Below are 21210 nucleotides of genomic sequence, written 5' to 3' on the forward strand. Positions count from 1 at the left end.
TGGATAACTACTGTATATTTACTGTATATAACAACAGTATTCGTTATCACGAGGCTCAATCATGCTTACACAACTGCATATTCGTCAATTCGCGATTGTCGATGAACTTAGCATCGATTTTCGTCACGGAATGACAGCCATCACAGGTGAAACAGGTGCCGGTAAGTCCATTGCACTCGACGCGTTAAGTCTCTGTTTAGGGGCTCGCGCTGAAAGCGGCATGGTTCGTAACGGCAGCGATAAAGCCGAAATTACTGCCTGTTTTCAAATTCAGGCGTTGGCAGCCGTGCAAAAATGGTTAGACGAGCACGAGTTGGCCGTCGCTGACGACGAAGAATGTATTTTACGGCGGATTATTACCAGTGAAGGCCGTTCGAAAGGTTTCATCAATGGTGCGCCCGTGCCAATGAACCTATTGAAAGAGCTCGGTGGTTTATTGGTGAGTATCCATGGCCAACATGATCATCATTTACTGATGAAACCTGACTATCAAATGCAGCTACTTGACCAATATGCAGGCCACCGTCAGTTATTGAACACCTGTGCTGAGTTATTTCGCGAATGGCGCCAGCTTAAACGCGAAAAGCAGCGCTTGCAAAGCCAACAAGATGCTCAAGAAGCTCGCAAACAATTGCTCGATTATCAGGTGAACGAACTACAAGAGGCCGCACTTAGTGCCGATGCTTATGCTGAGTTAGAAAGTGAGCACAAACGTTTGGCCAATGCGTCGGAGTTATTAGCCGACAGTCAATATGCTGTCAACACGCTCTACGACGGTGAGCACAATAATGTGTATAACCTAGTGCAAGCAACCATCGAACGATTAACCAACAGTGCTGAACTCGATCCGCAATTGCAGCCAATGGTTGCTTTGCTGAACGAAGCGAGTGTTCAAATTGAAGAAGCAGCGCGTGAATTGCGCCATTATCAAGACCATGTTGAACTCGATCCCGAATTGCTAAACGAGTGCGAAAAACGCATGAGTGCGGCAATGCAACTTGCGCGTAAACATCAGGTTGCGCCTGAACAGCTTGGTGAATTGCTCAATAGTTTACAGGCCGAACTTAATGAATTAAATGCTGCTGAAACTCGCCTGGCTGATCTTGATCCAGCCATTGCTGATGCTGAGAAAGCCTATGTGAAGGTGGCAAATGAATTAACTACGAGTCGTCAACATGCAGCCGAACAGCTAGCGGTTAAAGTAACCGACACCATGCATAAACTAAACATTCCGGACGGCGAGTTTCAGGTTAATATTCAATCGAGCGCACAGGAATTCGCTTCGGCCTTAGGCATCGACCAGATTACCTTCACCGTGAGCGCGAACGCAGGACAGCCTCTACAACCGATTGCAAAGGTTGCATCTGGTGGTGAGTTATCGCGCATTAGCCTTGCGATTCAAGTTTTAACCGCAAGCACAAATGCGAAGAATCAAGCATCTTCTCGTGCGACTGGTATGCCAACGCTCATTTTTGATGAAGTGGATGTCGGTGTCAGTGGTCCAACAGCAACCACCGTTGGTAAACTTCTGCAAGCACTCGGCGAGCAAAATCAGGTAATTTGTGTCACTCACTTACCTCAAGTTGCCGCGCGAGCCCATCAACATCTATTCGTAAGTAAAGAGTCGCGTAACGGCCAAACCGTGACATTTATGCAGTCTCTAGACCAAAACGATCGTGTCCACGCACTCGCTCGCTTATTGGCTGGTGATGCAGTGACCGACCATTCCTTAGCAAATGCACGAGAGCTATTAGCTAGTTAAAGGGAACTTCTCACCGCAGCTAGAGACAAATACTCGCAACCTGAATAAATAACCGCCTCGCCTCTGGTATCCGAGGCGGTTTTTGCGATAAGATTTGTGCCTAACTAAGAGAAACGGAAGAATTATGAGATTACCACTTGCTATCGCGGCTACGCTGCTACTCACACATTGCTCAGTAATCGATCCTTTGGTGTACAAGATCGATATTCCTCAGGGCAATTATATTGAGCAACGTGATGTTGATAATCTTCGCGTGGGTATGACCCGCGAGCAAGTTCGCTATGTCCTTGGTGCGCCAGTTGCAGAAAACGCATTTAACCATGACGAATGGCATTACGTGTTTCGCTTAAAGCCTGGTCGTGGTGACGTGCAATTACGACAAATGACACTCAATTTTGAGAATGGTCAACTTGTCTCGGTGACCGGTGATTACGAACCTCACGCGGATTTCAATATTCCTATCGAACAATAAGTTCGCTGGGCACTTTGTGCCCAAATCAAGTCATCTCGTTGTTACGGAATTGACGGTGCGCATGCGGTATTAGCACCTTTTTAGATTAGGAAGTTAGCATAAATTATAAGGTTAACCCGCATGCACTGTGCGCAAAATGCGTTTACCCCCGAATCGAGCCCACATGATAGCCATGAATATCAATGGCTGTGGCTCGATAATGGGCTGCCAGTTCTCCTTGCGCACAATCCTCAGTTAACGCAATCTGCCGCAGCCTTTGCGGTCAACGCCGGTCACTTTCAAGATCCTCAAGACGCTGCTGGCGTTGCTCATTTCCTCGAACATATGTTGTTTCTCGGAAGTCGCCCATTTCCTGAGCCTGAAGCCTTTGCGAAGGCCATACACGCTGCTAGCGGCCACTATAATGCGTGGACGGCCACCGAACATACCAATTATTACTTAACCGTGCGGCCCGATCGCTTCGAGCCCATACTCGAGCATTTTTGTAGCCTTTTTACGCAGCCCCTACTAGCAAGCGAGTGGGTTGAAAAAGAACGACAGTCGATCGAGGCCGAATACCAGTTAAAACGTAACGATGAGCTGCGCCGGTTATACGAAGTACACAAAATTACAGCGAACCCATTGCACCCGTTTGCCAAGTTTTCCGTGGGCAATGCAACCACCTTGGCAGATTTACCCGACCTACCCGTGCGCCAGCGCTTGTTTGATTACTGGCAAACCTACTATACAGCGGCTAACGCCGCGCTCGTGTTAATTGGTCCGCAATCCATCGCTGAGCTGACGGCTCTGGCACAAGTGTTTGCATCTCTGCCGCGCAGTCGTCTACCTGAACCCATGCCAGAGCAACCGATTTATTTGCCCGAACAACTTGGTTGTAAAATTTTCGTGCGGCCATTGAAAGACGCCAGCCGACTGATCGTCACGTTTTCATTTCCGGAAATTAATAGCGACTACTTGCATAAAACCACCTCGTTTATTGCCCATATTCTTGGCGACGAAGGTCGCGGTAGTTTATGCCACCTGCTCCGAAGTAAACATTGGATTAGCGAGTTATCCGCTGGCGGTGGAATGAGCGGCTATAACTTTAAAGATTTCAACTTGAATATGATGCTCACCGATTTAGGGCTTGAGCATATCGACGATATTCTGCAAACCTGTTACCACTATATTCGAGTAGTTGCTCAGCAAGGCTTGCGCGATGATATTTATGCCGAGCGGCAGCAAATGCAAGCGCTGAATTATCGCTTTCCAGAATCACAGCGGCCTATTGATTTAGCCGCACAGTTGGTGATCAACATGCTGCATTATCATCCGCAGCACGTCATCAGTGGTGATTATCGGATGGACGGTTTGCGCCACCAGTTTGCCAGCCGCTTACTTGCAGAAATGACGCCGGAAAGAAGTCGTATCACAGTCATTCACCGCAGTGTCGAAACGAACCAGATGGGGCATTACTATGGTGCGGAATACACTATTCAGCCCTTAACGCCTGAGCAGCTTGAGTATTTTCGCCAAGCGCCAGCAGATGCATCTGAATTACAACCACCACAGCCGAATCCATATATTCCGCAGCGCATTGAGCCACTTCCACTTGACCAACAAGCTGCCACGAGCGCCTCTGCCGGAAGTGATGAACGCAATGGTTACTGGCCGAGTTTAAAGAGCTCTTCAACGAGCGAAAAGCAAACTGGGGTTGAACTTTGGCACCTGCAAGACGCAACCTTTCGCGAGCCGCAAGCGCATATTTACTTGTCCTTGCGCTTACCAATGACGACAGCAAATGCGCGCAACAATGCAATTAGCCGTATTTGGTGTGAGCTGGCGTTAGAAGAACTTAATGAGCGCTTCTATGCTGCTGAAGTAGCCGGTATGCATTTTAATTTATACCCGCAACAGTCGGGGGTTACGCTTCATTTAGCCGGTTTCTCTGACCGCCAGTCAGAGCTATTCAAAGCCTTAATGCAAAGCTTAAATGCTCATCGCAGCACCGAACAGCAATTCTTAACAGTGCGCAATCAATTGGCTCGTGAGTGGCAAGCGATGAACCAAAACAAGCCGATTAACCATTTGTTCGCTCTTTTACACCACCAATTGCAGTATGGTGCGTATACAGCCCAAGAGCTTGCGGCCAGCATTGAAGACCTCGACTTCGAGCTTTACTGTAACCTTCTGCCCGGAATGTTGCGTGATGCTCAAGCAACGCTTTTGGCTCATGGCGATATCGATGAGAAAACGGCACAAGAACTCGCGCATTGGGTGGAGACCACCCTACCGATCGTTGCCGAACCTCGATTACAGGTACAACGCACGGTTAAACGCTTAAGCTCAGGTGTTGTGAGCACGAAGTTTAGTAGCCAACATTCTGATCATGCCTGCGCTCTATTTGTACAAGGGCAAACAACAGAGATCACTGAAAAAGCATCATTTTTAATTCTCAATCAATTACTCGGCCCGCGTTTCTTTAATCGTTTACGAACGCAGGAACAACTTGGTTATTTAGTCGGCAGTAGTTATGTCCCCATGCATGGCTTACCCGGTTTACTTTGTTATGTGCAGTCGCCTCATAGCTCGCCGGCAGTGCTCAATGAGGCCATGGAAGCTTTTCTCGCAGATTTTAATCAGGTACTCGAGCAATTGAGTGAAGACGAGTTTACGAGCGCCCAACACAGTGTGATTCGGCAAATGCAAGAGGCTGCACCAAGTTTACGCGTGCGAGCCCAGCGATACTGGGGCGCCATTATTAACAACAATGCCAATTTTGGCCTCGCCAACGACATATGTCACACCGTTGAAGTGCTGACACTGCCGCAAATTCAAGCATTTTTTCAGCGGCGTTTTCTTAGCGAACGCTGTGCAATGACGCTACAGTCCTGTAGTCATACTGAGTAATTTCACCAAGCAATAAAAAACCCGCGGTGCACTGATTTAAGCGCATGACGCGGGTTTCTCTTAAGCGTTTAAATCGCTATTTCTTATAGAACGACTCTCCTTTCGCAGCCATATCTAACAGTAACTGACATGGCGTAAAACGTTCACCCTCAGTCTCCGCATAGTGCTGCAGACGTGCAACAACGTGCTGCACACCTAAACTATCCATGTAACGGAATGGACCACCACGGAATGGTGGGAAGCCAATCCCGAAAATTGCACCAATGTCGCCGTCTCGCGGTGAGCGAATAATCTCTTCTTGCAAGCACCACGCTGCTTCATTCAGCATTGGTAAGACACAGCGTTCAATCATGACGTCTTTATCGAGTTTGGCGGCCGGCGTTATGCCAAACAAGGCATACACTGAGCTATCAACTTGCTTGCCTTTCTTCTTGCTACCGTAAACATAAAAGCCTTTGTTACTCTTGCGGCCTTTACGGCCGTCGTCAAGCAACTTACTGAATGCATCTGGTGCCTTAAATCGATCGCCCAATTCGTTGGCTAAAATTGGTGCAACCTTGCTGGCAACATCAATACCGACTTCGTCGAGCAAAGTCACTGGGCCAACCGGGAAACCAAACTTCACAAATGTCTTATCTAGTACTTCTATTGGTTCACCTGCTAACAGAAGCCGCGCTGCTTCATTCATGTACGGTGCAAGAATACGGTTGACATAGAAACCTGCTCCGTCACGCACAACAATTGGCGTTTTACCTTGGCGCTTGGCAAACTCGACCGTTGTTGCAATTGTCTGCGCCGAAGTACCCGGATGGGTAATAATCTCCGCCAACGGCATTTTCTCAACCGGCGAGAAATAATGCAGACCAATGACCTGTTCTGGCCGGGCTGCTTTCGCCGCAATTTGCGTAATGGGCAATGACGACGTATTGGTTGCAAAAATGGTGTGCGCTGCGGCGTGTTCTTCGACGTCGGCAACCATTTGCTGTTTCAAGTTCAGATCTTCGAAAACTGCCTCAACTACGATGTCAGCATTCTTGAAGCCCGAGTAATCAACTGTTCCATTCAACATCAACAATTCTTGTTGAAACTGTGACATGCGCATAATCTTGCGCTGTAACCGCGGCATCAATAATTTGTGATGATAAGCCAATGCGTTTTTAATGCCTTCTTGATTAATATCTTTCAATCGCACAGGTACTTTGGCTTTATTAATAGTGACGTGAGCAATACCACCGCCCATTAAACCGCCACCTAGTACCGCGGCTTTTTTCACTTTCTCAGGCTGGACACCCTCAGCACCAGTTTCCTTCTTCATTTCTGTTGTGGCAAAGAAGATATTTCGCAACTGATAAGACACGTCTGACATCGCCAGTTCGCCAAACTGTTTAGCTTCGTACTCTAAGCCAGCTTGCATGCCCTTGCTCATGCCATACATGACTGTATCGATAATCTTGTCGATAGCCGGGTAGTTACCAAGCGCTTTCTTTTGGGCTTGTTCCCGCGCTTTTTTATACAACACGGAACTCAACGGCCCTTCGAGGACTTTACCGACAAAATTTAATTGTGGCTTTTTCTTCTTTGGTTTGCCTTTCAGTGCCAGTTTTACCGCAGCTTCAAGAAGGATACTTTGCGGTACAATCTCGTCTGCCAAACCCATTTTCAGCGCTTGCTTAGGACGCAACTGCTTACCTGTCAACATTAGCGTTAAGGCATTCTGCACGCCGACTAAGCGCGGTAGTCGCTGAGTGCCGCCCGAACCTGGCAACAACCCTAGCTGCACTTCCGGCACACCTAACACTGTTTTTGGTGAGTCACTAACCACCCGCGCATGACAAGCTAACGCCAGTTCAAGGCCGCCACCTAGCGCTGGACCATGAATCGCCGCAATCACCGGAATCGGTAAACTTTCAATCCGGTCAAATAACGCCTGCCCCTGCCGCGCTAAGCTCTCTGCGTCTGCTGCAGTTTCACATTCATTGATCATGCGAATATCAGCACCCGCAACGAACGAGCTCGGTTTACCGCTGATAAACACTAACCCTTTCAACTCGGTTTCCCGCTCAATGCGAGCCATCAAGTCTGCCACTTCATCAGCAAATGTGGCTTTCAATGTATTCATGCTTTCGCCGGGCACATCAATTGTGATCACACCAATGCCATCTTTGCGCAAGTCGAGTTGGAAGGCGCTTTTCGTCTCTGAACTAGCCATTATTCGGTCTCCAATATTACTGCTGCACCTAATCCACCAGCTGCACATGCAGTTGTTAATGCAGTGCCACCACCACGTCGATGTAATTCGTTTAAGGCTTGCGTCATCATCCGCGCGCCCGTTGCCGCGAACGGGTGACCATAGGCAATCGAACTTCCCATGACGTTGAACTTAGCTTCATCGATCTCGCCTATTGCTTCACTGCGACCAAGCTTCTCTTCAGCAAATTTCTTACTCGCAAAGGCTTTAACGTTAGCAAGCGTCTGCGCCGCGAAGGCCTCGTGCATGTCAATTAAGGTAAGGTCATTTAAGGTCATGCCCGCGCGCTCCAATGCAATCGGTGTCGCATATGAAGGCCCCATCAGCATGTCTTCCCAAACATCGATAGCACTGAATGCATAACTACGAATGTAACCGAGCGGGGTATAGCCTAGTTCCTTCGCACGACTCTCCGTCATCATTAGCACCGCTGACGCACCATCGGTTAATGGCGTCGAGTTAGCTGCTGTGACAGTGCCATGCTTTTTATCGAAAACTGGACGCAACTTAGCGTAGCTAGCAAGTTCAGAGTTACCACGGATGTTATTATCGCGGCTAAGGTAATCTTTGTAAGGTGGGACATGAGCCGTCATGACTTCGTCGACTAATTTACCGGCTTCCCACGCTTCGTGCGCAAGTTGGTGTGACCGATGAGCCAGTTTGTCTTGGTCTTCACGGCTAATGCCATGGCTCTTGGCCATTTGCTCAGCGGTTTGGCCCATACTTAGGCCCGTTGAATATTCTGCGACGGCCGGTGGAACTGGCATCAGATCTTTGAGTCCAAGCCGTTTCAAGATGCTTAGGCGTTGACCAAGGCTGCGGGCTTTATTGAGGTCGACTAAAGCGCGAGCAAGTTTCTTCGAGACACCGATTGGGAGCACTGAAGAGGAGTCTGCACCGCCGGCAATGGCAACACTAATTGTGCCTGCGGCCATGGCTTCAGCGACACTGACCGCGGACTGAAAGCTAGTTGCACACGCGCGGCTAACACTAAATGCATCGCAAGTTACAGGTAAACTGGTTGCTAGGACAATTTCACGGGCAATGTTAGGCGCTTCCGGCATTTGGACCACTTGGCCAAAAACTAATTGTTCTACCAATGCCGGGGCTAAATTGGTACGCTGAATGAGTTCCTGTACCACCATCGACCCCATGTCGAGAGCTGGTACACCATGAAAGTAAGTTGCTTGTTTTGCAAACGGTGTCCGTAAGCCGGCGACGATTGCAATTCGGTCGCCATTTGCAGTAAGCAAGCGTTGCTTGGTTACGGAATGTCCTGAAGCTGACATAGATTACCCCTGTTGTCGTAGTGGTCAGACCACAAATTATCTTACGATTCTATACACAAATGTAGAAAAATAAAACCATAGCCGTAAGATGAGCGGTTCGCACGAATAAATAATGAGGAAGTTATGAGCGCAGTAAACGCTTTTCACCAATTGCAAACGTACCTCGACAGTCAAGTTCTCGGCCAGCCAAGTTTAACTGAGCACTTACTCATTGCAATTCTCGCCGATGGTCACTTGCTTGTTGAAGGACCGCCAGGTTTGGCGAAAACTCGAGCCGTACAAGCTTTGGCTAGTGGCATTGAAGGTGACTTTCAACGCGTACAATTTACCCCTGACCTACTACCGGCTGATTTAACCGGCACTGACGTATATCGGCCAGAAACCGGTGAGTTTCTCTTTCAGCAGGGGCCGCTCTTCCATAACCTCATTCTAGCTGATGAAATCAATCGTGCACCGGCCAAAGTTCAATCTGCTTTACTTGAAGCAATGGCCGAGCGGCAAATTAGTGTCGGTCGTAATACCTACAAGCTACCCGCGCTGTATACGGTTATGGCCACGCAAAACCCGCTCGAGCAAGAAGGTACTTACCCACTTCCGGAAGCACAGCTCGACCGGTTCTTACTGCATCTTTCGCTAGGTTACCCTGACGCTGAAACGGAACGTGAAATACTGCGTTTAACGCGCAGCGAAACGTTAGCAGGTCAAATCGAGATGGCTGAGCCAGTTGCACAAGAAACTATCTTTGCTGCGCGCCGGGAAACCATGACGATATATATGGCACCCGAAGTTGAAGCCTATCTGGTTGCACTGATTATGGCGTCGCGAGAGCCAGGTGCTTACTGCGAAACTTTGGCGAGCTGGTTAGCCATTGGTGCCAGCCCACGAGCAACCATTGCACTGGATCGCTGCGCACGCGCCAAAGCTTGGCTTGCTGGACGTGATTTTGTCACCCCAGATGACATCGCAAGTCTGCTTCATAATGTTCTCCGTCATCGAATCATTCTGAGTTATGCAGCGGAAGCCGATGGCATTAATGCCGATCAGGTCATTGACCGCATACTCGAAACTGTACCAGCACCTTAATGTTGAAAAACGACGCTATGGACAATCCGGTCAGCGCTGCCGCGCAAGAAAGCCGCGAACCAATGACCGCACATGAGCGCAGTGCATGGTTAGAAAAGGCGCACAGTAATGGTCACTCGGTCACCCTGACGGAGCTTCTTGCCTATCGGCAACAACCATTACGCCTGCCCTTACCGAAACGTGCTGGGGTCACAGTGCAAAGTGGTCAGCGTTTAAGTAAAACTCGTGGACGCGGCATGGAGTTTGACGAAGTTCGTCATTATCAAGCGGGAGATGATATTCGTGCTATCGACTGGCGCGTGACCGCACGTACAGGAAAAACGCATACCAAATTGTATCGTGAAGAAAAAGAACGCCCTGTGTATCTGTGCGTCGATTTAAGCAAGAGTATGCAATTTGGCTCGCAACTCCTGTTTAAGTCAGTGCAAGCGGCACATGTGGCCGCTGGCTTGGCTTGGCATACGGTGCAGCGCGGTGACCGCATTGGCGGTCTAATCTTCAACGACTCTGAGCATCACGAAATCAAGCCACAGGGGCGCCAACATGGTGCACTGCTGTTGTTACGTCACTGCGCAGGTGAGACTGAATCACGTGGCAATGTCGTTGACTCCAACAAAAGAATGCTAGGGTCACAAACGCTGCTCACGCAACTGCGCCGGTTACAACAAATCTGTCGACCTGGCACTGATATTGTGATTATTAGTGACTTCTTCCAATGTCAGGACGCTGAGTTACAGTTAATGCGTGCACTTCGTCGCCATCATAGTGTGACCGCAGTGCAAATTTTTGATCCGTTCGAACGGCAGTTACCCCCTGAGTTTCGTCAAGATATCGATATCATCAATGCCGCACACGAACGGAGCCAGTTGAGTGCAAGCCAAAATCGCGTGCATCTGAACTGGTTAGAGAGCGCTAGCGCGCGGCAACAACAGTTAACCACGCAGCTGCGCCGTGCCGGTATTGCTCATGTTGAAATATCAGCGGCCGAGCCGGTTCAGCAACAATGGTTCCTTGGGAGAGTGCGCTAATGATGAACCCGCTCGACCACTTACACGATATCCAAGTCACCGAACCTGTTGCGTTTGCCCCAGTTAGCTGGGGTTGGTGGCTGCTATTCGGTCTAATCTTGGGCGTCGTCATTTATATTCTTGTCTTACTGGCCAAACGCCGGCAGCAGCAAATATTAAAACAGCAGATACTCACTCAGCTCGAGCAGGCCGATAGCTTACTTGCCATTCACACCCTCGTTCGGCGAGCAACATTAATGTTATGGCCAAGTGCGGCTGTTGCTGCACTAACAGGGAGACCCTGGCAAGAGTTTTGGTTGGCCACGTGGCCAGCAAAAGAACAGATCAACGTTGCTGATGACTATGAACAAATTACCGCAGCGCTGTATCGCCCTCAGCCAGCTGATGAACTCGTTGAACACTATCGCAAGATTGCCATGCAGTGGGTGACGATCGCTTGGTGGCCGCGCCTAATAACCATGAAGCGGGAGGTACGTTAGTGTTTACTTTCGCACTGCCATGGATTCTTGCGCTCTGGCCTCTACCTTTTATTGTTCGCAAGCTATTACCGCGATCGCCACAAGCGGCCCTCTGGTTACCACAACAAGATTATCTCGTGCCAACAGCGAGCAGCGGGCAAAAACGACGTTGGTCTTGGCTGCTTCCAATTCTAATTTGGAGTTTATTAATTAGCGCTGCAGCGCAACCTCGCTGGCTTGACGAGCCGATTCCATTAAATCCTGAAGCGCGCGAAATTATGATTGCCCTCGACCTTTCAGGCAGTATGGAAATGGACGATATGACGCTCAATGGTCGGCGGGCAACTCGATTAGAAGCGGCCCACAAAATTCTTGCCGATTTTATTCGCCGTCGCAGCGGGGACCGAATTGGCTTAATCGTATACGCAGACGATGCCTACGTTTATGTGCCGATCACGTCCGATTTGAATACCGTTGCAACACTAGCAGAAGAAGCCTCTATCGGACTTGCCGGACAACGCACTGCATTAGGTGATGCCATTGGTTTAGCGATTAAGTACTTTGAAGATCGACCAAGCGACAATAAAGTTGTTTTAATGCTTACTGACGGCATGATTAATGCGGGTGTCATTGATGCTAATGCGGCCATTCATTTAGCGGCAAATCATGACGTTAAGATTCATACCATTGGCATCGGCTCTGACGAAATGGTGGTGCAGGGTTTGTTCGGTGAGCGTCGAATTAACCCAAGTACCGACCTCGATGAACAATTTCTTACGACCATTGCACAAGTTTCCGGAGGCCGATATTTCCGCGGCCGCAGCACTGAAGAAATGGAAGAGATCTATCAAATCATTGACGAAATTGAGCCTATTGCGGCGGCGGAGCAATATTTCCGCCCATTCCAGAGTCTCGCCGCCTTCCCGCTCGCCGCAGCACTGTTTTTTGCGTTCTTGCAGCTTCTGCTTGGTCTTCGTCTCGGCAGCCTGAGAACAGTTCGGAGGCCGTATGATTGAGATATTTTGGTTGCGCCCACAAGCTTTGTGGCTGCTGATTCCGTGGCTGTTTGTGCTGGTTCCACTCATTATCCTGAGAGTTCGCCAACGCTTAGGACTTGAACAAATTATTGCGCCTCATTTGCAGCAATTGATGATTCAAGGTCGACAACCCCACAGCAAACTGTGGCGCGGATTAGGTGGTATGGCATTCTTCGCAATACTCATCGTTGCGCTTGCCGGGCCAGCATTACATAAAGTCGACATGCCTGTGTTTAACCAGGACCGTGGTGCAGTCCTGTTGCTCGATGCCAGTATGCAAACTAGAGCGCAAGATATCGCGCCGGATCGATTTACCCAAATGCGCTTCAAAGCTATCGATTTAGTCGAGAAATTTAAAGACGGTCAGCTTGGTTTTATTGCTTACTCTGGTGATGCATTTGCGGTGAATCCGCTCACCCGCGACGGTGTGACCATTCTGCAAAACCTGCGAGTAATCACCCCAGAGATCATGCCCATCGAAGGCCATGATCCGGTTCTGGCCATGCAAGCAGCGATTGCGCAGTTAGCCAACGCAGGCTACCAAACTGGCGACATTTTTTGGTTAACCGCCGGTATTAATCAAAGCGACATGCAAGAACTGCGCACGTTACTCCGAGCCCACAGCTACCGCATTAATATCTTGGCGGTAGGAACTTCGGAAGGTGCACCGGTGCGCGACGCCCAAGGAGAGTTATTGAGAGATCAGCGTGGACGCGTCATGTTGCCACGACTTATCCCGGATTATTTGCAGCGTATAAGCTCTGAAACCGGTGGTCGATTCCAAAGTATGACCGCCGACAACACTGACGTTGCCAATCTCTTCGCGCACGCTGAAGCATCCGCAAGTCGTCATGAAGGTGAAATCAGTGCGAGCGACCTAAGTGGCGAAATTTGGCTCGACGCTGGACCGTGGCTCGCCTTATTGTTGCTGCCCTGGTTATTACCACTTGCGCGTCGCGGACAACTATGGATGTGGCCAGCGCTAAGTTTGCTGGTATTGACGCAGATGCCAGTCACTGCCGTTGCGGCGTCAGAACCAAGTTCAACGGTGTCAGGACGTGATATACCTATTTGGCAGCGACCGTTTTTAACCCGCGAACAACAAGCTCAACAACTTTTCGATCAGGGTAACTACGTGGCTGCCGCAGAGAGGTTCAAAGACCCCATGCGCCGTGGTGATGCGCTCTATCGAGCCGGTGATTTTGCGGCGTCTGCAGCAGCTTATGCTCAATCTGCTGAGGGGAATGCGCAGGCACACTTTAATCGTGGTAATGCACTCGCTCAATTAGGTGACCTTGATGCTGCTCTTGCTGCCTACGATGAGGGCCTCGCGTTAGCGCCCGATTGGCGTGAATTACAGGAAAATAAAGAACTCGTTGAAGCACTGCGAGACCAACAAGAAAAAGAGCAGCAACAACAAGGTGAGCAACAGGAAAATGGTGAGCCTCAAGAAAGCGAAGACGGCCAACCCGAGCCTTCAGAAGAGCAAAGTTCGGAGCAAGACCAACAGAATCAAGAGCAATCGCAAGAGCCCAGTCAAGATGAACAAGCTCAAGAAGGACAAGAGTCAGAGCAAAACGATGCAGCACCTCAAGACCAAGACAGCGAAGGTCAAGAGCTCGCAGATGCAGACGCGATTGAGGTCGATAACTTGTCTGCTGAAGAGCGTGAAGAACTGCAGCAATTGCTCAATCGACTAAACGATGATCCGAGCTTATTGTTGCAAAATCGACTGCGTCGCGAAGCACAACGTCGTCGACAACAGTTACCACCACGGGGATTTTAAAATGCGCACATTGCTATCGCCTTCTCGCGCTTTGGTTTTCATCGGCACACTTGTGCTGTTAACGCTAATTACTTTAATGACCTTAACGCCTACAATGGCGGTACAAGCGAATCAGCTCAATGTCACAGCAAACGTGGATAAAAATCCTGTCATTGCCGGTGAATCACTGCAGCTCACCATTCGTGCTGACCAGTCCCTGGCTCGCAACGCTCTCACTATTCCTAGTGACCTGGGTCGGTTAGTACTGCGGAATACAAGCTTTCAGCAGTCGATGAGTACGATTAATGGTCAAACTCAGCACGTGACTGAATGGCGCCTCACACTGCTTGCGCGTGAACCAGGCCGCACGACGATTCCCTCTTTTGTCGTTGCTGATGCACAAACTTCAGCAATTGAACTGGAGGTTTTAGAGCCTGTTGATACGGGGGAAGCACCTGATTACTTTATTACATTAGAGGTGGATACCGAATCACCTTATGTCCAACAGCAAGTTCGTGCGCAATTGCGCTTGCACTTTGCGATGAATCCCGAAGGCGGCGGAATCAACTTTCCGGATGTCGAACACTTACAAATTGAGCAACTTGGTCAAGACCAACAAACCCAAGAGTTAATCGACGGTAAACGCTACCTTATTATTACTCGCAACTATGCGCTTACCCCGCGTCGCAGTGGCGAACTAACTATACCGGCTATTTATTTTGATGGCCAAATTCGCCGCTTACCTGCAACCGGATTCAGTGCACTCGGCCGCATCGAACAAGTGAGCATGAGCACCCGCCCAATTTCCTTAATGGTAAAGCCGCGGCCATCTAATTGGGTCGGTAACTGGCTGCCGACGCCTCGATTAACACTAGAAGAACAGTGGGAGCCGGACAATCAGACCTTTACCGTCGGCGAGCCAATTACTCGACGAATTACCCTTACCGCGGCCGGCTTGCGGTCAGAGCAGCTTCCTGAAGTAAGCGTTGACTACCCTCACGGGCTAAGAGTCTACCCTGATCGCGGTCAAAGCGAACAAGTCGCGACCCGGGGTACGCAATTGGCACGTATAGTCTATGCAACGGCTATTGTGCCTGCCGCGCCGGGTGAATTCGAACTACCGGAAGTGCGAGTACCATGGTGGAACACAGAAGCTGATCGAGCCGAGGTTGCTGTCCTTCCAGCGCGCACAATTAACGTGATTGAACCTCCCGGAGGACTTACGGTGCCTGGCTCGATCGTCGATCCAGAACCCGTTCAAGCTGATCCGCAAGAACTGCAACCGAGCCTTCCTGAGCAGCCCGCTGAGCAGGTCGAACGTGCGAGTTGGTGGCGATGGCTTGCTGCGGCATTTGCAGGCCTCTGGCTGTTGACCTGCGCCCTTCTGGTCTATTTTTGGCGACGCACGGCGGCCACTAAGAAAAAAACAACGAGCAATCAACAGATTCCTGTGCACGCTCGTGAGCCTTTGCAAAATTTAAAGCAAGCCTGTATGAAAAATCGCGCTAGCGCTGCTCGTAAAGCCTTACTTGTGTGGCACCATAGTCGCACCGGCAAGGTCGCCAAAGGATTGAGCGACGTCAGTCGTCACCTTTCCGATTATGAGGGGCATGAGAGTTTAATCACAGCCATCAACACCCTTGAGGAAAGCCTTTATAGCGCCAATAAGCCAGACTGGAATGAAGGTAAGGTGCTTTGGTCAGCAATTCAAAAGCTGCATCAAACAGGTAGCAAAAAAGCAGCGCAACCGAAGTTACCGCCGCTTTATCGGGTCTAAAACCAGCCCCCGAAGCCTCAAGATTCATGAGGCTTCGGGACTAATTTAATAGCGCCAGAAACTGAAGCGCTCGAACCACTTCATTAACAAGCGATCAATGGTCGTTTGCGCACCATGCGCAAGCTTATTCGCCAGCTTAAGTTTCTCTTTATATTCCACTTTAAATAATCGCGCTTCTTTATTTAAGGCTAGTAACAAATCATCACTGGTACTAATTTCGTCAATAAGCCCCTTCTCGAGTGCTGGTGTTCCATACCAAATCTCCCCCGTTGCGACGGCATCAATGTCCAGACTCTGGCGATGTTCTTGGACGAAGTTTTTAAACAGGCCATGAACATCTTCAAGATCTTGCTGAAACTTTTTGCGACCTTGCTCGGTATTCTCGCCGAATACGGTTAGCGTTCGTTTAAACTCTCCCGCCGTGAGTTGTTCAAAATCGATGTCATGGCTCTTTAACCAACGGTGAAAGTTCGGTAATTGCGCTAAGACACCTATCGAGCCGAGCACAGCAAACGGAGCAGCGACAATGCGGTCGGCAATACAGGCCATCATGTAGCCGCCGCTGGCAGCAACTTTATCGACTGCGACCGTTAAATGGATTTCTGCATCGCGCAAGCGCTTCAGTTGCGCTGCTGCTAAGCCATAACCATGGACAACACCGCCTGGACTTTCCAAACGAACAACCACTTTGTCTTCTTTTGGGTTAGCGACAGCAAGTACAGCCGTCACTTCACGGCGTAATGATTCCGTCTCTTTTGCATCCATCGAACCTTTAAAGTCGATGACAAACACGCGTTGGCTGTCGTTATCCTTTGGCTTTTCTTTCTTCGCCGCTTTCTCTGCCTGTTTCCGCGCTTTTGGGCTAAGCATTGCAAACTGCATACGCTGTTGTATGTCTTTTAAATCTTCACTTAAATTGTGAATATGCAATTCGCCCTTTTTCTCTTTTTGTCGCTCCGCTGCATTAAATATCATGCCAAGAATTATAATAATGGCGACCACTATCGTGATTGTTTTCAGTAAAAATACACCGTACTCAGTTAAGTATTCGATCATTGAAAAACATCCTTACTTCAAAGTTTTGGTCATCGTTTGCATGGTTGCAGTATGTGAACATTTACGCCGTGATGCAACCATATCCGCACTCGTGTGCGACCTAATAAAAAAGGGCTAGCATCGCTGCTAGCCCTTCTATCAGTGCTTAATTGCCTTTACTGAAGCAATTGTGGTGTCACCATCAGGATACGAGCACCTGATTCGAAGTACACACCAATCGACTGTTGCATGTCTTGAGTAATCGCAGCACGTGTGTCTGGGTTGGCATCTGCGTCTGCTGGGTTCAACAGCGACGAGTGTCCAGCACCAACATAGCGAGCTGCACCACTAATTGGGTTGCCGTCTTGTGACTGGGTTGGGCCAGAAATAAACGGTAAACCAAGTTCACGAATTAACGGTAAAGTACCGCCAAGTGGGTGCGGCGTGCTGTTCGGTACAACTTTGTCACCATTCGCTTGAATGAGATACAACGGAGTGCCTGTCGCACGTAATTTCGCGGCATAGTTAATCGGGTCACCGGAGTCAACCACAGTTTGTGCTGCAAATTGGAACTGGCCTAAGGTCGCTTGTAACTGCGCTTGGTCAGCTGAAGTGGCAACACCACCCTGATAGAAGCGAACGTAAGCAACTGGTAAGAAGTCCATGAAGGCAAGGCTTTGTGGATCAATACCTTCACTCATAGCTTCTTGAATCGCATAGTTACGGAAGCTCTCAAATGACTGGAACGCAATTTGACCACCGATAACTGGTCCAAAACGTTCAGAAGCAACTAGGAATGGTGCAATACCGCCACCTGGCATACCTAATGAACCCGCTTGCACTTGGAACAAGCCTTGTGCTTGCGCAAGATCACCGGTTAACGGAGTATTTGCCACTGCCATAAAGTTAGTACCAGCAATTGCACCGAGCGAGTGACCAACAAACTTCACATTCGTTGGGTTAATCAAAACACCAGCAACATCTGAGAAGTTTAGGCCAACACGCAAACCAAGTAAGTCAGCTGAAGACTGGCGCAAGTTATCACGCGCAGTTAACAAACTTGCTAGGTTCAAGTAATCAGTTGGCGAGCCACCCTCACCGGTCGTCGCATTAATCACACGAACCACGTTGCCAGAAGCATCGGTAATTTCAAAACCACGCTCACCGTGTAATGGATGGTCAATTGCCACAACTGCGTGACCTGACACCGCTAAAGTACCAGCGATCGGCAAGAAGTTCTCTTTTGAACCCGTGATACCGTGTTGGAAAATAACGACCGGCCAGCCGCCTGCAGGCATAGTGATCGGGTCCATACCCAGTTGAGCACGCACTGCGTTCACCACTGTGACGTCAGGGACAGACATCCATAACGGTACAGAGTTAATCGTGGTAGGACGTGGAATTGGGTTGAACTTCGTTAAGTGACGGAAACGGTCAAGTTGCGCCAATGCTGAACCTGCTGCCGCTTCATATGGAATTTGCCCTGCTAAGGCTGCTGGGTTACCAAGCAACGCTGGATCAAGACCCATGCCGACAAGCTCTTCAACGGTCACTTGACCAGATTGAACACCAATAATGATTGACGCTGGGCTAACAAAGCCTGCACGCCAGTGGTCATTCAATGGCGCAGTTGGATTTTCTGCACTTGGGATCGGGCTGTAGTAAGGCAGAGTAACCTGACCGCCGTAAATCTGCGCTGCACTGGCAACCACAAAGCTTTGACCCATTTCAGGCGTTAAACCAAGCAGGCTCGCTGCAGTTTGACCGGTCGGGAATGTGCTCATGCTCGGACGCAAGTCTTCGCGCAACAGCAATTGCTTGGTGACGTCGAGAACATCGTTCACAGACTGAGTCGTGAATCCTGAACTGTAAATTACGCTATCAGTTTGCACACCCGCTTGACCTAATACCGCATGGTAGCTGTTAATAATGCCTTGGAGTTGTGACTCTTGGCTTCCATCAGCACCAACTGGAGCAGTTGCCCGCGGCTTGCTTAAAAGGTAGTAGGTTGAAGATGGACGCACTGGGCGACCAAGTTCATCGACAATGCTGTCTGTTAATGCCGCAATATAGCCAGTTTTTGGCTCATAAGGACGCAGCGGAATCACTTGAATTTGGCCACCGCTGAATACAACCGTAAAGTCTTGACCATGTTGCAGCTCGGCGACAAATTTACAGGCAGTACCTGACGGGCGAGTCATACATTCTGAGTCGCGCGTATCGCCACCCATCACGACTTTAAACACACGTACAGAACCGGCGGCTTCAACTGAGCTCGCGCGGATACCAATTTGTCCATTACCGTTTGGATCGTCTGGCAAAGTGAATCCAAAGGTCAAAGGCATGGCGGTAGACCAACCATCCAATGCGTTGATGGCATTCTGTGGGTTACTGAAATCGGTAGCATCCGGAACTGGAATGTTCAGGGTACCGTCAGTTGTACCACCTAACAAAATATCACTTGGCACTGGTAAGTTGCCCGCACCCGGGTCAAACGCTACGCGCGCAAATGGGATTTGCACATCTTCTTGAGTCACCGGAGCTCGATCACCGTCGGCGCCACAGGCTGATAAGCCAATTGCTGAGGTGATTGCTAAAGACAAAAACAGTTTTTTCATGAGGTATCCCCAATCCTTGTTGTTCTATTTATCGCGCTGGGACAGCAAATGCTGACTTTCAGCAAACGTTAACAGAAAGTTATACACTTCTGCTAATGATTATTAAAGATTTTTCGTAACTCGTGCGCACATTTACTGAGTTAATTCGCAAAAAAAGGTACAATATCGTTACAAGTTTAAACCTAAAGTTGAAATTATGCAGCAATATCAATCCTATCAAGCACCAGCAGATGCGCTTGCTGGTAAAGTTATCCTTGTTACTGGGGCTGGCGACGGCATTGGTCGTGAAGCCGCTTTAACTTACGCTAAACACGGCGCAACCGTTATTCTACTAGGTCGGACAACGGCAAAATTAGAAGCGGTTTACGATGAAATTGAACAACTCGGTGCTCCTCAACCGGCAATTATTCCGCTCGACATGAAGGGTGCGACAGAAAGTCACTACCGCGACATGGCTGCAACAATCATGGATCAGTTCGGTCGTTTGGATGGTCTCCTACACAATGCATCCATTCTTGGTGTTTTATCACCGTTTGCGCATATCGATAGCGCCAGCTTCCAAGACGTGATGCACGTCAATGTGACCGCGCAAATGATGATGACCAAGGCATTATTGCCTGCACTGCTTGCAGCGCCAGCCGCGTCAGTCGTGTTCACCTCCTCTGGCGTTGGTCGCAAAGGTCGAGCTCATTGGGGTGCGTATGCAATTAGCAAGTTTGCCACCGAAGGGATGGCGCAAGTATTAGCTGACGAATATGAGAACTCGACTCTTCGGGTGAATGTGATTAACCCCGGCGCAACACGCACAAAAATGCGTGCCAAAGCTTACCCAGCTGAAAATTCAGACAAGTTGAAGACGCCTGCAGACCTGATGCCGTTGTATTTGTACTTAATGAGCGACGATAGTAAGGCGATTACCGGAGGATCGTTCGATGCGCAAAGTCATTAGTGGATTGATTATTGCGGCCTTGCTCGTGTTACCAATGCGTGCATTTACGTGGGGCTTTCAAGGGCACGAATACATTGGCGCCTTGGCTTGGGAATATTTAACGCCAGAAGGAAAAGTCTGGGTTGAGGAACGCCTCGCGCTCGTCAATGAGCCTTCGCTAAGTAAGGTAACAACCTGGGCCGACCGAGTACGAGGCTCTGAAGAAGGTTTCGCACTTGGTCCCTTGCACTTCGCTAACATTGACCCAGAATCCGATGAGTTTGACATGCAACGCGATTGTCCAAATCGGCGCTGTGTTGTCGGTGCCCTGCTTGATGACCTCGCAGTTATGGCCGATGCAAACCAAAGCAAACAGGCTCAAGCAGAAGCATTGCGGACGTTCACGCATTGGATTACCGACATGCACCAGCCATTACACATGGGCTATGCACGCGACCGCGGTGGTAACGATATCCGCATTACTTTCTTTGGAACCGAGCAAAACCTGCATCGTTTGTGGGATACTGTCATGATTCGAGGCATGGACAAACTGCTTAGCCCAGCTGAACAAGCCGCAGCGAACCCACTACCCGCGATCGGCATTCAAGCCGACTGGGAAGCGTCCGTTGTTGACTGGGCCAATCACTCATTTGCACTCGCTCGCGAATTTGCCTATGCCGAACTCGAACCAGGTGAAGCAATTGGCGAAAGCTACTTTGAGCAAGCTCGGCCAGTCATTGAACAGCAATTAGTTCTTTCAGCTCAGCGCATGGCGATGATTATCAACGCCATCGCGGCAGATTAAATCGACGTACTGCGGG

Annotated in this window: 15 protein-coding genes; 11 read left to right on the plus strand and 4 right to left on the minus strand. The window is 49.4% G+C overall.

The window, feature by feature from the left end; genetic code table 11:
- Positions 1–61 precede the first annotated feature (61 nt).
- The 3 genes from recN to CWE06_RS04180 all read left to right on the plus strand — a co-directional run bounded on the left by recN (position 62) and on the right by CWE06_RS04180 (position 5123).
- Positions 62–1762, plus strand: coding sequence for a DNA repair protein RecN (gene recN, locus CWE06_RS04170; protein ID WP_126791411.1), 1701 nt, complete (start codon positions 62–64; stop codon positions 1760–1762).
- Between the two features lie 124 nt (positions 1763–1886).
- Positions 1887–2234 (plus strand): outer membrane protein assembly factor BamE, encoded by a 348-nt coding sequence (locus CWE06_RS04175; RefSeq protein WP_126791413.1) that lies wholly within the window; start codon positions 1887–1889, stop codon positions 2232–2234.
- 120 nt (positions 2235–2354) lie between these two features.
- On the plus strand, positions 2355–5123 hold the full coding sequence (locus tag CWE06_RS04180) for an insulinase family protein (protein ID WP_126791415.1): 2769 nt from the start codon (positions 2355–2357) through the stop codon (positions 5121–5123).
- Between the two features lie 76 nt (positions 5124–5199).
- Here CWE06_RS04180 and fadJ read toward each other — a convergent pair whose 3' ends face one another.
- Together fadJ and fadI are read right to left on the minus strand one after the other, a co-directional pair.
- The gene (gene fadJ, locus CWE06_RS04185) at positions 5200–7332 is read right to left on the minus strand and encodes a fatty acid oxidation complex subunit alpha FadJ (RefSeq protein WP_126791417.1); all 2133 of its coding nucleotides are present in this window, start codon (positions 7330–7332) and stop codon (positions 5200–5202) included.
- The gene (gene fadI / locus CWE06_RS04190; protein ID WP_126791419.1) at positions 7332–8660 is read right to left on the minus strand and encodes an acetyl-CoA C-acyltransferase FadI; all 1329 of its coding nucleotides are present in this window, start codon (positions 8658–8660) and stop codon (positions 7332–7334) included. Before fadI ends, fadJ begins: the two co-directional genes overlap by 1 nt.
- Before the next feature lie 123 nt (positions 8661–8783).
- Here fadI and CWE06_RS04195 point away from each other — a divergent pair, with 123 nt between their 5' ends.
- The 6 genes from CWE06_RS04195 to CWE06_RS04220 are packed head-to-tail and all read left to right on the plus strand — an operon-like array spanning position 8784 to position 15808.
- Positions 8784–9743, plus strand: coding sequence for an AAA family ATPase (locus CWE06_RS04195; protein ID WP_126791421.1), 960 nt, complete (start codon positions 8784–8786; stop codon positions 9741–9743).
- On the plus strand, positions 9743–10771 hold the full coding sequence (locus CWE06_RS04200) for a DUF58 domain-containing protein (protein ID WP_126791423.1): 1029 nt from the start codon (positions 9743–9745) through the stop codon (positions 10769–10771). The genes CWE06_RS04195 and CWE06_RS04200 overlap by 1 nt, the downstream gene beginning before the upstream one ends.
- The gene (locus CWE06_RS04205; protein ID WP_157981128.1) at positions 10771–11250 is read left to right on the plus strand and encodes a DUF4381 domain-containing protein; all 480 of its coding nucleotides are present in this window, start codon (positions 10771–10773) and stop codon (positions 11248–11250) included. Before CWE06_RS04200 ends, CWE06_RS04205 begins: the two co-directional genes overlap by 1 nt.
- Positions 11250–12245, plus strand: coding sequence for a VWA domain-containing protein (locus CWE06_RS04210; protein WP_241972465.1), 996 nt, complete (start codon positions 11250–11252; stop codon positions 12243–12245). Before CWE06_RS04205 ends, CWE06_RS04210 begins: the two co-directional genes overlap by 1 nt.
- Positions 12238–14052: a tetratricopeptide repeat protein gene (locus CWE06_RS04215; RefSeq protein WP_126791427.1), complete on the plus strand. Its 1815-nt coding sequence runs from the start codon at positions 12238–12240 to the stop codon at positions 14050–14052. The genes CWE06_RS04210 and CWE06_RS04215 overlap by 8 nt, the downstream gene beginning before the upstream one ends.
- A 1-nt stretch (position 14053) precedes the next feature.
- On the plus strand, positions 14054–15808 hold the full coding sequence (locus CWE06_RS04220) for a BatD family protein (RefSeq protein ID WP_157981129.1): 1755 nt from the start codon (positions 14054–14056) through the stop codon (positions 15806–15808).
- A gap of 45 nt (positions 15809–15853) precedes the next feature.
- On the opposite strand, the gene sohB is transcribed toward CWE06_RS04220, so the two are convergent.
- Both sohB and CWE06_RS04230 read right to left on the minus strand, forming a co-directional pair.
- Entirely contained in the window at positions 15854–16861 is a 1008-nt protein-coding gene (sohB, locus tag CWE06_RS04225) for a protease SohB (RefSeq protein WP_126791558.1), read from the minus strand.
- A 158-nt stretch (positions 16862–17019) separates the two neighbouring features.
- Positions 17020–19461 carry a VolA/Pla-1 family phospholipase gene (locus tag CWE06_RS04230; RefSeq protein ID WP_126791431.1) on the minus strand — a complete coding sequence of 814 codons (2442 nt, stop codon included), beginning with the start codon at positions 19459–19461 and terminating at the stop codon, positions 17020–17022.
- 196 nt (positions 19462–19657) lie between these two features.
- On the opposite strand from CWE06_RS04230, the gene CWE06_RS04235 reads away from it, so the two are divergent.
- Positions 19658–20410, plus strand: a complete 753-nt coding sequence (locus tag CWE06_RS04235; protein ID WP_126791433.1) for a YciK family oxidoreductase — start codon at positions 19658–19660, stop codon at positions 20408–20410.
- A complete protein-coding gene (locus tag CWE06_RS04240) occupies positions 20394–21194 on the plus strand; it encodes a S1/P1 nuclease (protein WP_126791435.1) in 801 nt (266 codons plus the stop codon). The genes CWE06_RS04235 and CWE06_RS04240 overlap by 17 nt, the downstream gene beginning before the upstream one ends.
- The last annotated feature ends 16 nt before the right edge of the window (positions 21195–21210 follow it).

The sequence above is a fragment of the Aliidiomarina haloalkalitolerans genome (assembly GCF_003987315.1).
Taxonomy (GTDB): Bacteria; Pseudomonadota; Gammaproteobacteria; order Enterobacterales; family Alteromonadaceae; genus Aliidiomarina; species Aliidiomarina haloalkalitolerans.

Excerpts from the sequence above, each read along its gene's own strand:
- CWE06_RS04180 (WP_126791415.1), top strand. The coding sequence starts at position 2,355 with ATGCACTGTGCGCAAAATGCGTTTACCCCCGAATCGAGCCCACATGAT.
- fadI (WP_126791419.1), bottom strand. The coding sequence starts at position 8,660 with ATGTCAGCTTCAGGACATTCCGTAACCAAGCAACGCTTGCTTACTGCA.
- fadJ (WP_126791417.1), bottom strand. The coding sequence starts at position 7,332 with ATGGCTAGTTCAGAGACGAAAAGCGCCTTCCAACTCGACTTGCGCAAA.
- CWE06_RS04215 (WP_126791427.1), top strand. The coding sequence starts at position 12,238 with ATGATTGAGATATTTTGGTTGCGCCCACAAGCTTTGTGGCTGCTGATT.
- CWE06_RS04240 (WP_126791435.1), top strand. The coding sequence starts at position 20,394 with ATGCGCAAAGTCATTAGTGGATTGATTATTGCGGCCTTGCTCGTGTTA.
- CWE06_RS04195 (WP_126791421.1), top strand. The coding sequence starts at position 8,784 with ATGAGCGCAGTAAACGCTTTTCACCAATTGCAAACGTACCTCGACAGT.
- CWE06_RS04230 (WP_126791431.1), bottom strand. The coding sequence starts at position 19,461 with ATGAAAAAACTGTTTTTGTCTTTAGCAATCACCTCAGCAATTGGCTTA.
- CWE06_RS04205 (WP_157981128.1), top strand. The coding sequence starts at position 10,771 with ATGATGAACCCGCTCGACCACTTACACGATATCCAAGTCACCGAACCT.
- CWE06_RS04235 (WP_126791433.1), top strand. The coding sequence starts at position 19,658 with ATGCAGCAATATCAATCCTATCAAGCACCAGCAGATGCGCTTGCTGGT.
- CWE06_RS04200 (WP_126791423.1), top strand. The coding sequence starts at position 9,743 with ATGTTGAAAAACGACGCTATGGACAATCCGGTCAGCGCTGCCGCGCAA.
- recN (WP_126791411.1), top strand. The coding sequence starts at position 62 with ATGCTTACACAACTGCATATTCGTCAATTCGCGATTGTCGATGAACTT.
- CWE06_RS04220 (WP_157981129.1), top strand. The coding sequence starts at position 14,054 with ATGCGCACATTGCTATCGCCTTCTCGCGCTTTGGTTTTCATCGGCACA.
- CWE06_RS04175 (WP_126791413.1), top strand. The coding sequence starts at position 1,887 with ATGAGATTACCACTTGCTATCGCGGCTACGCTGCTACTCACACATTGC.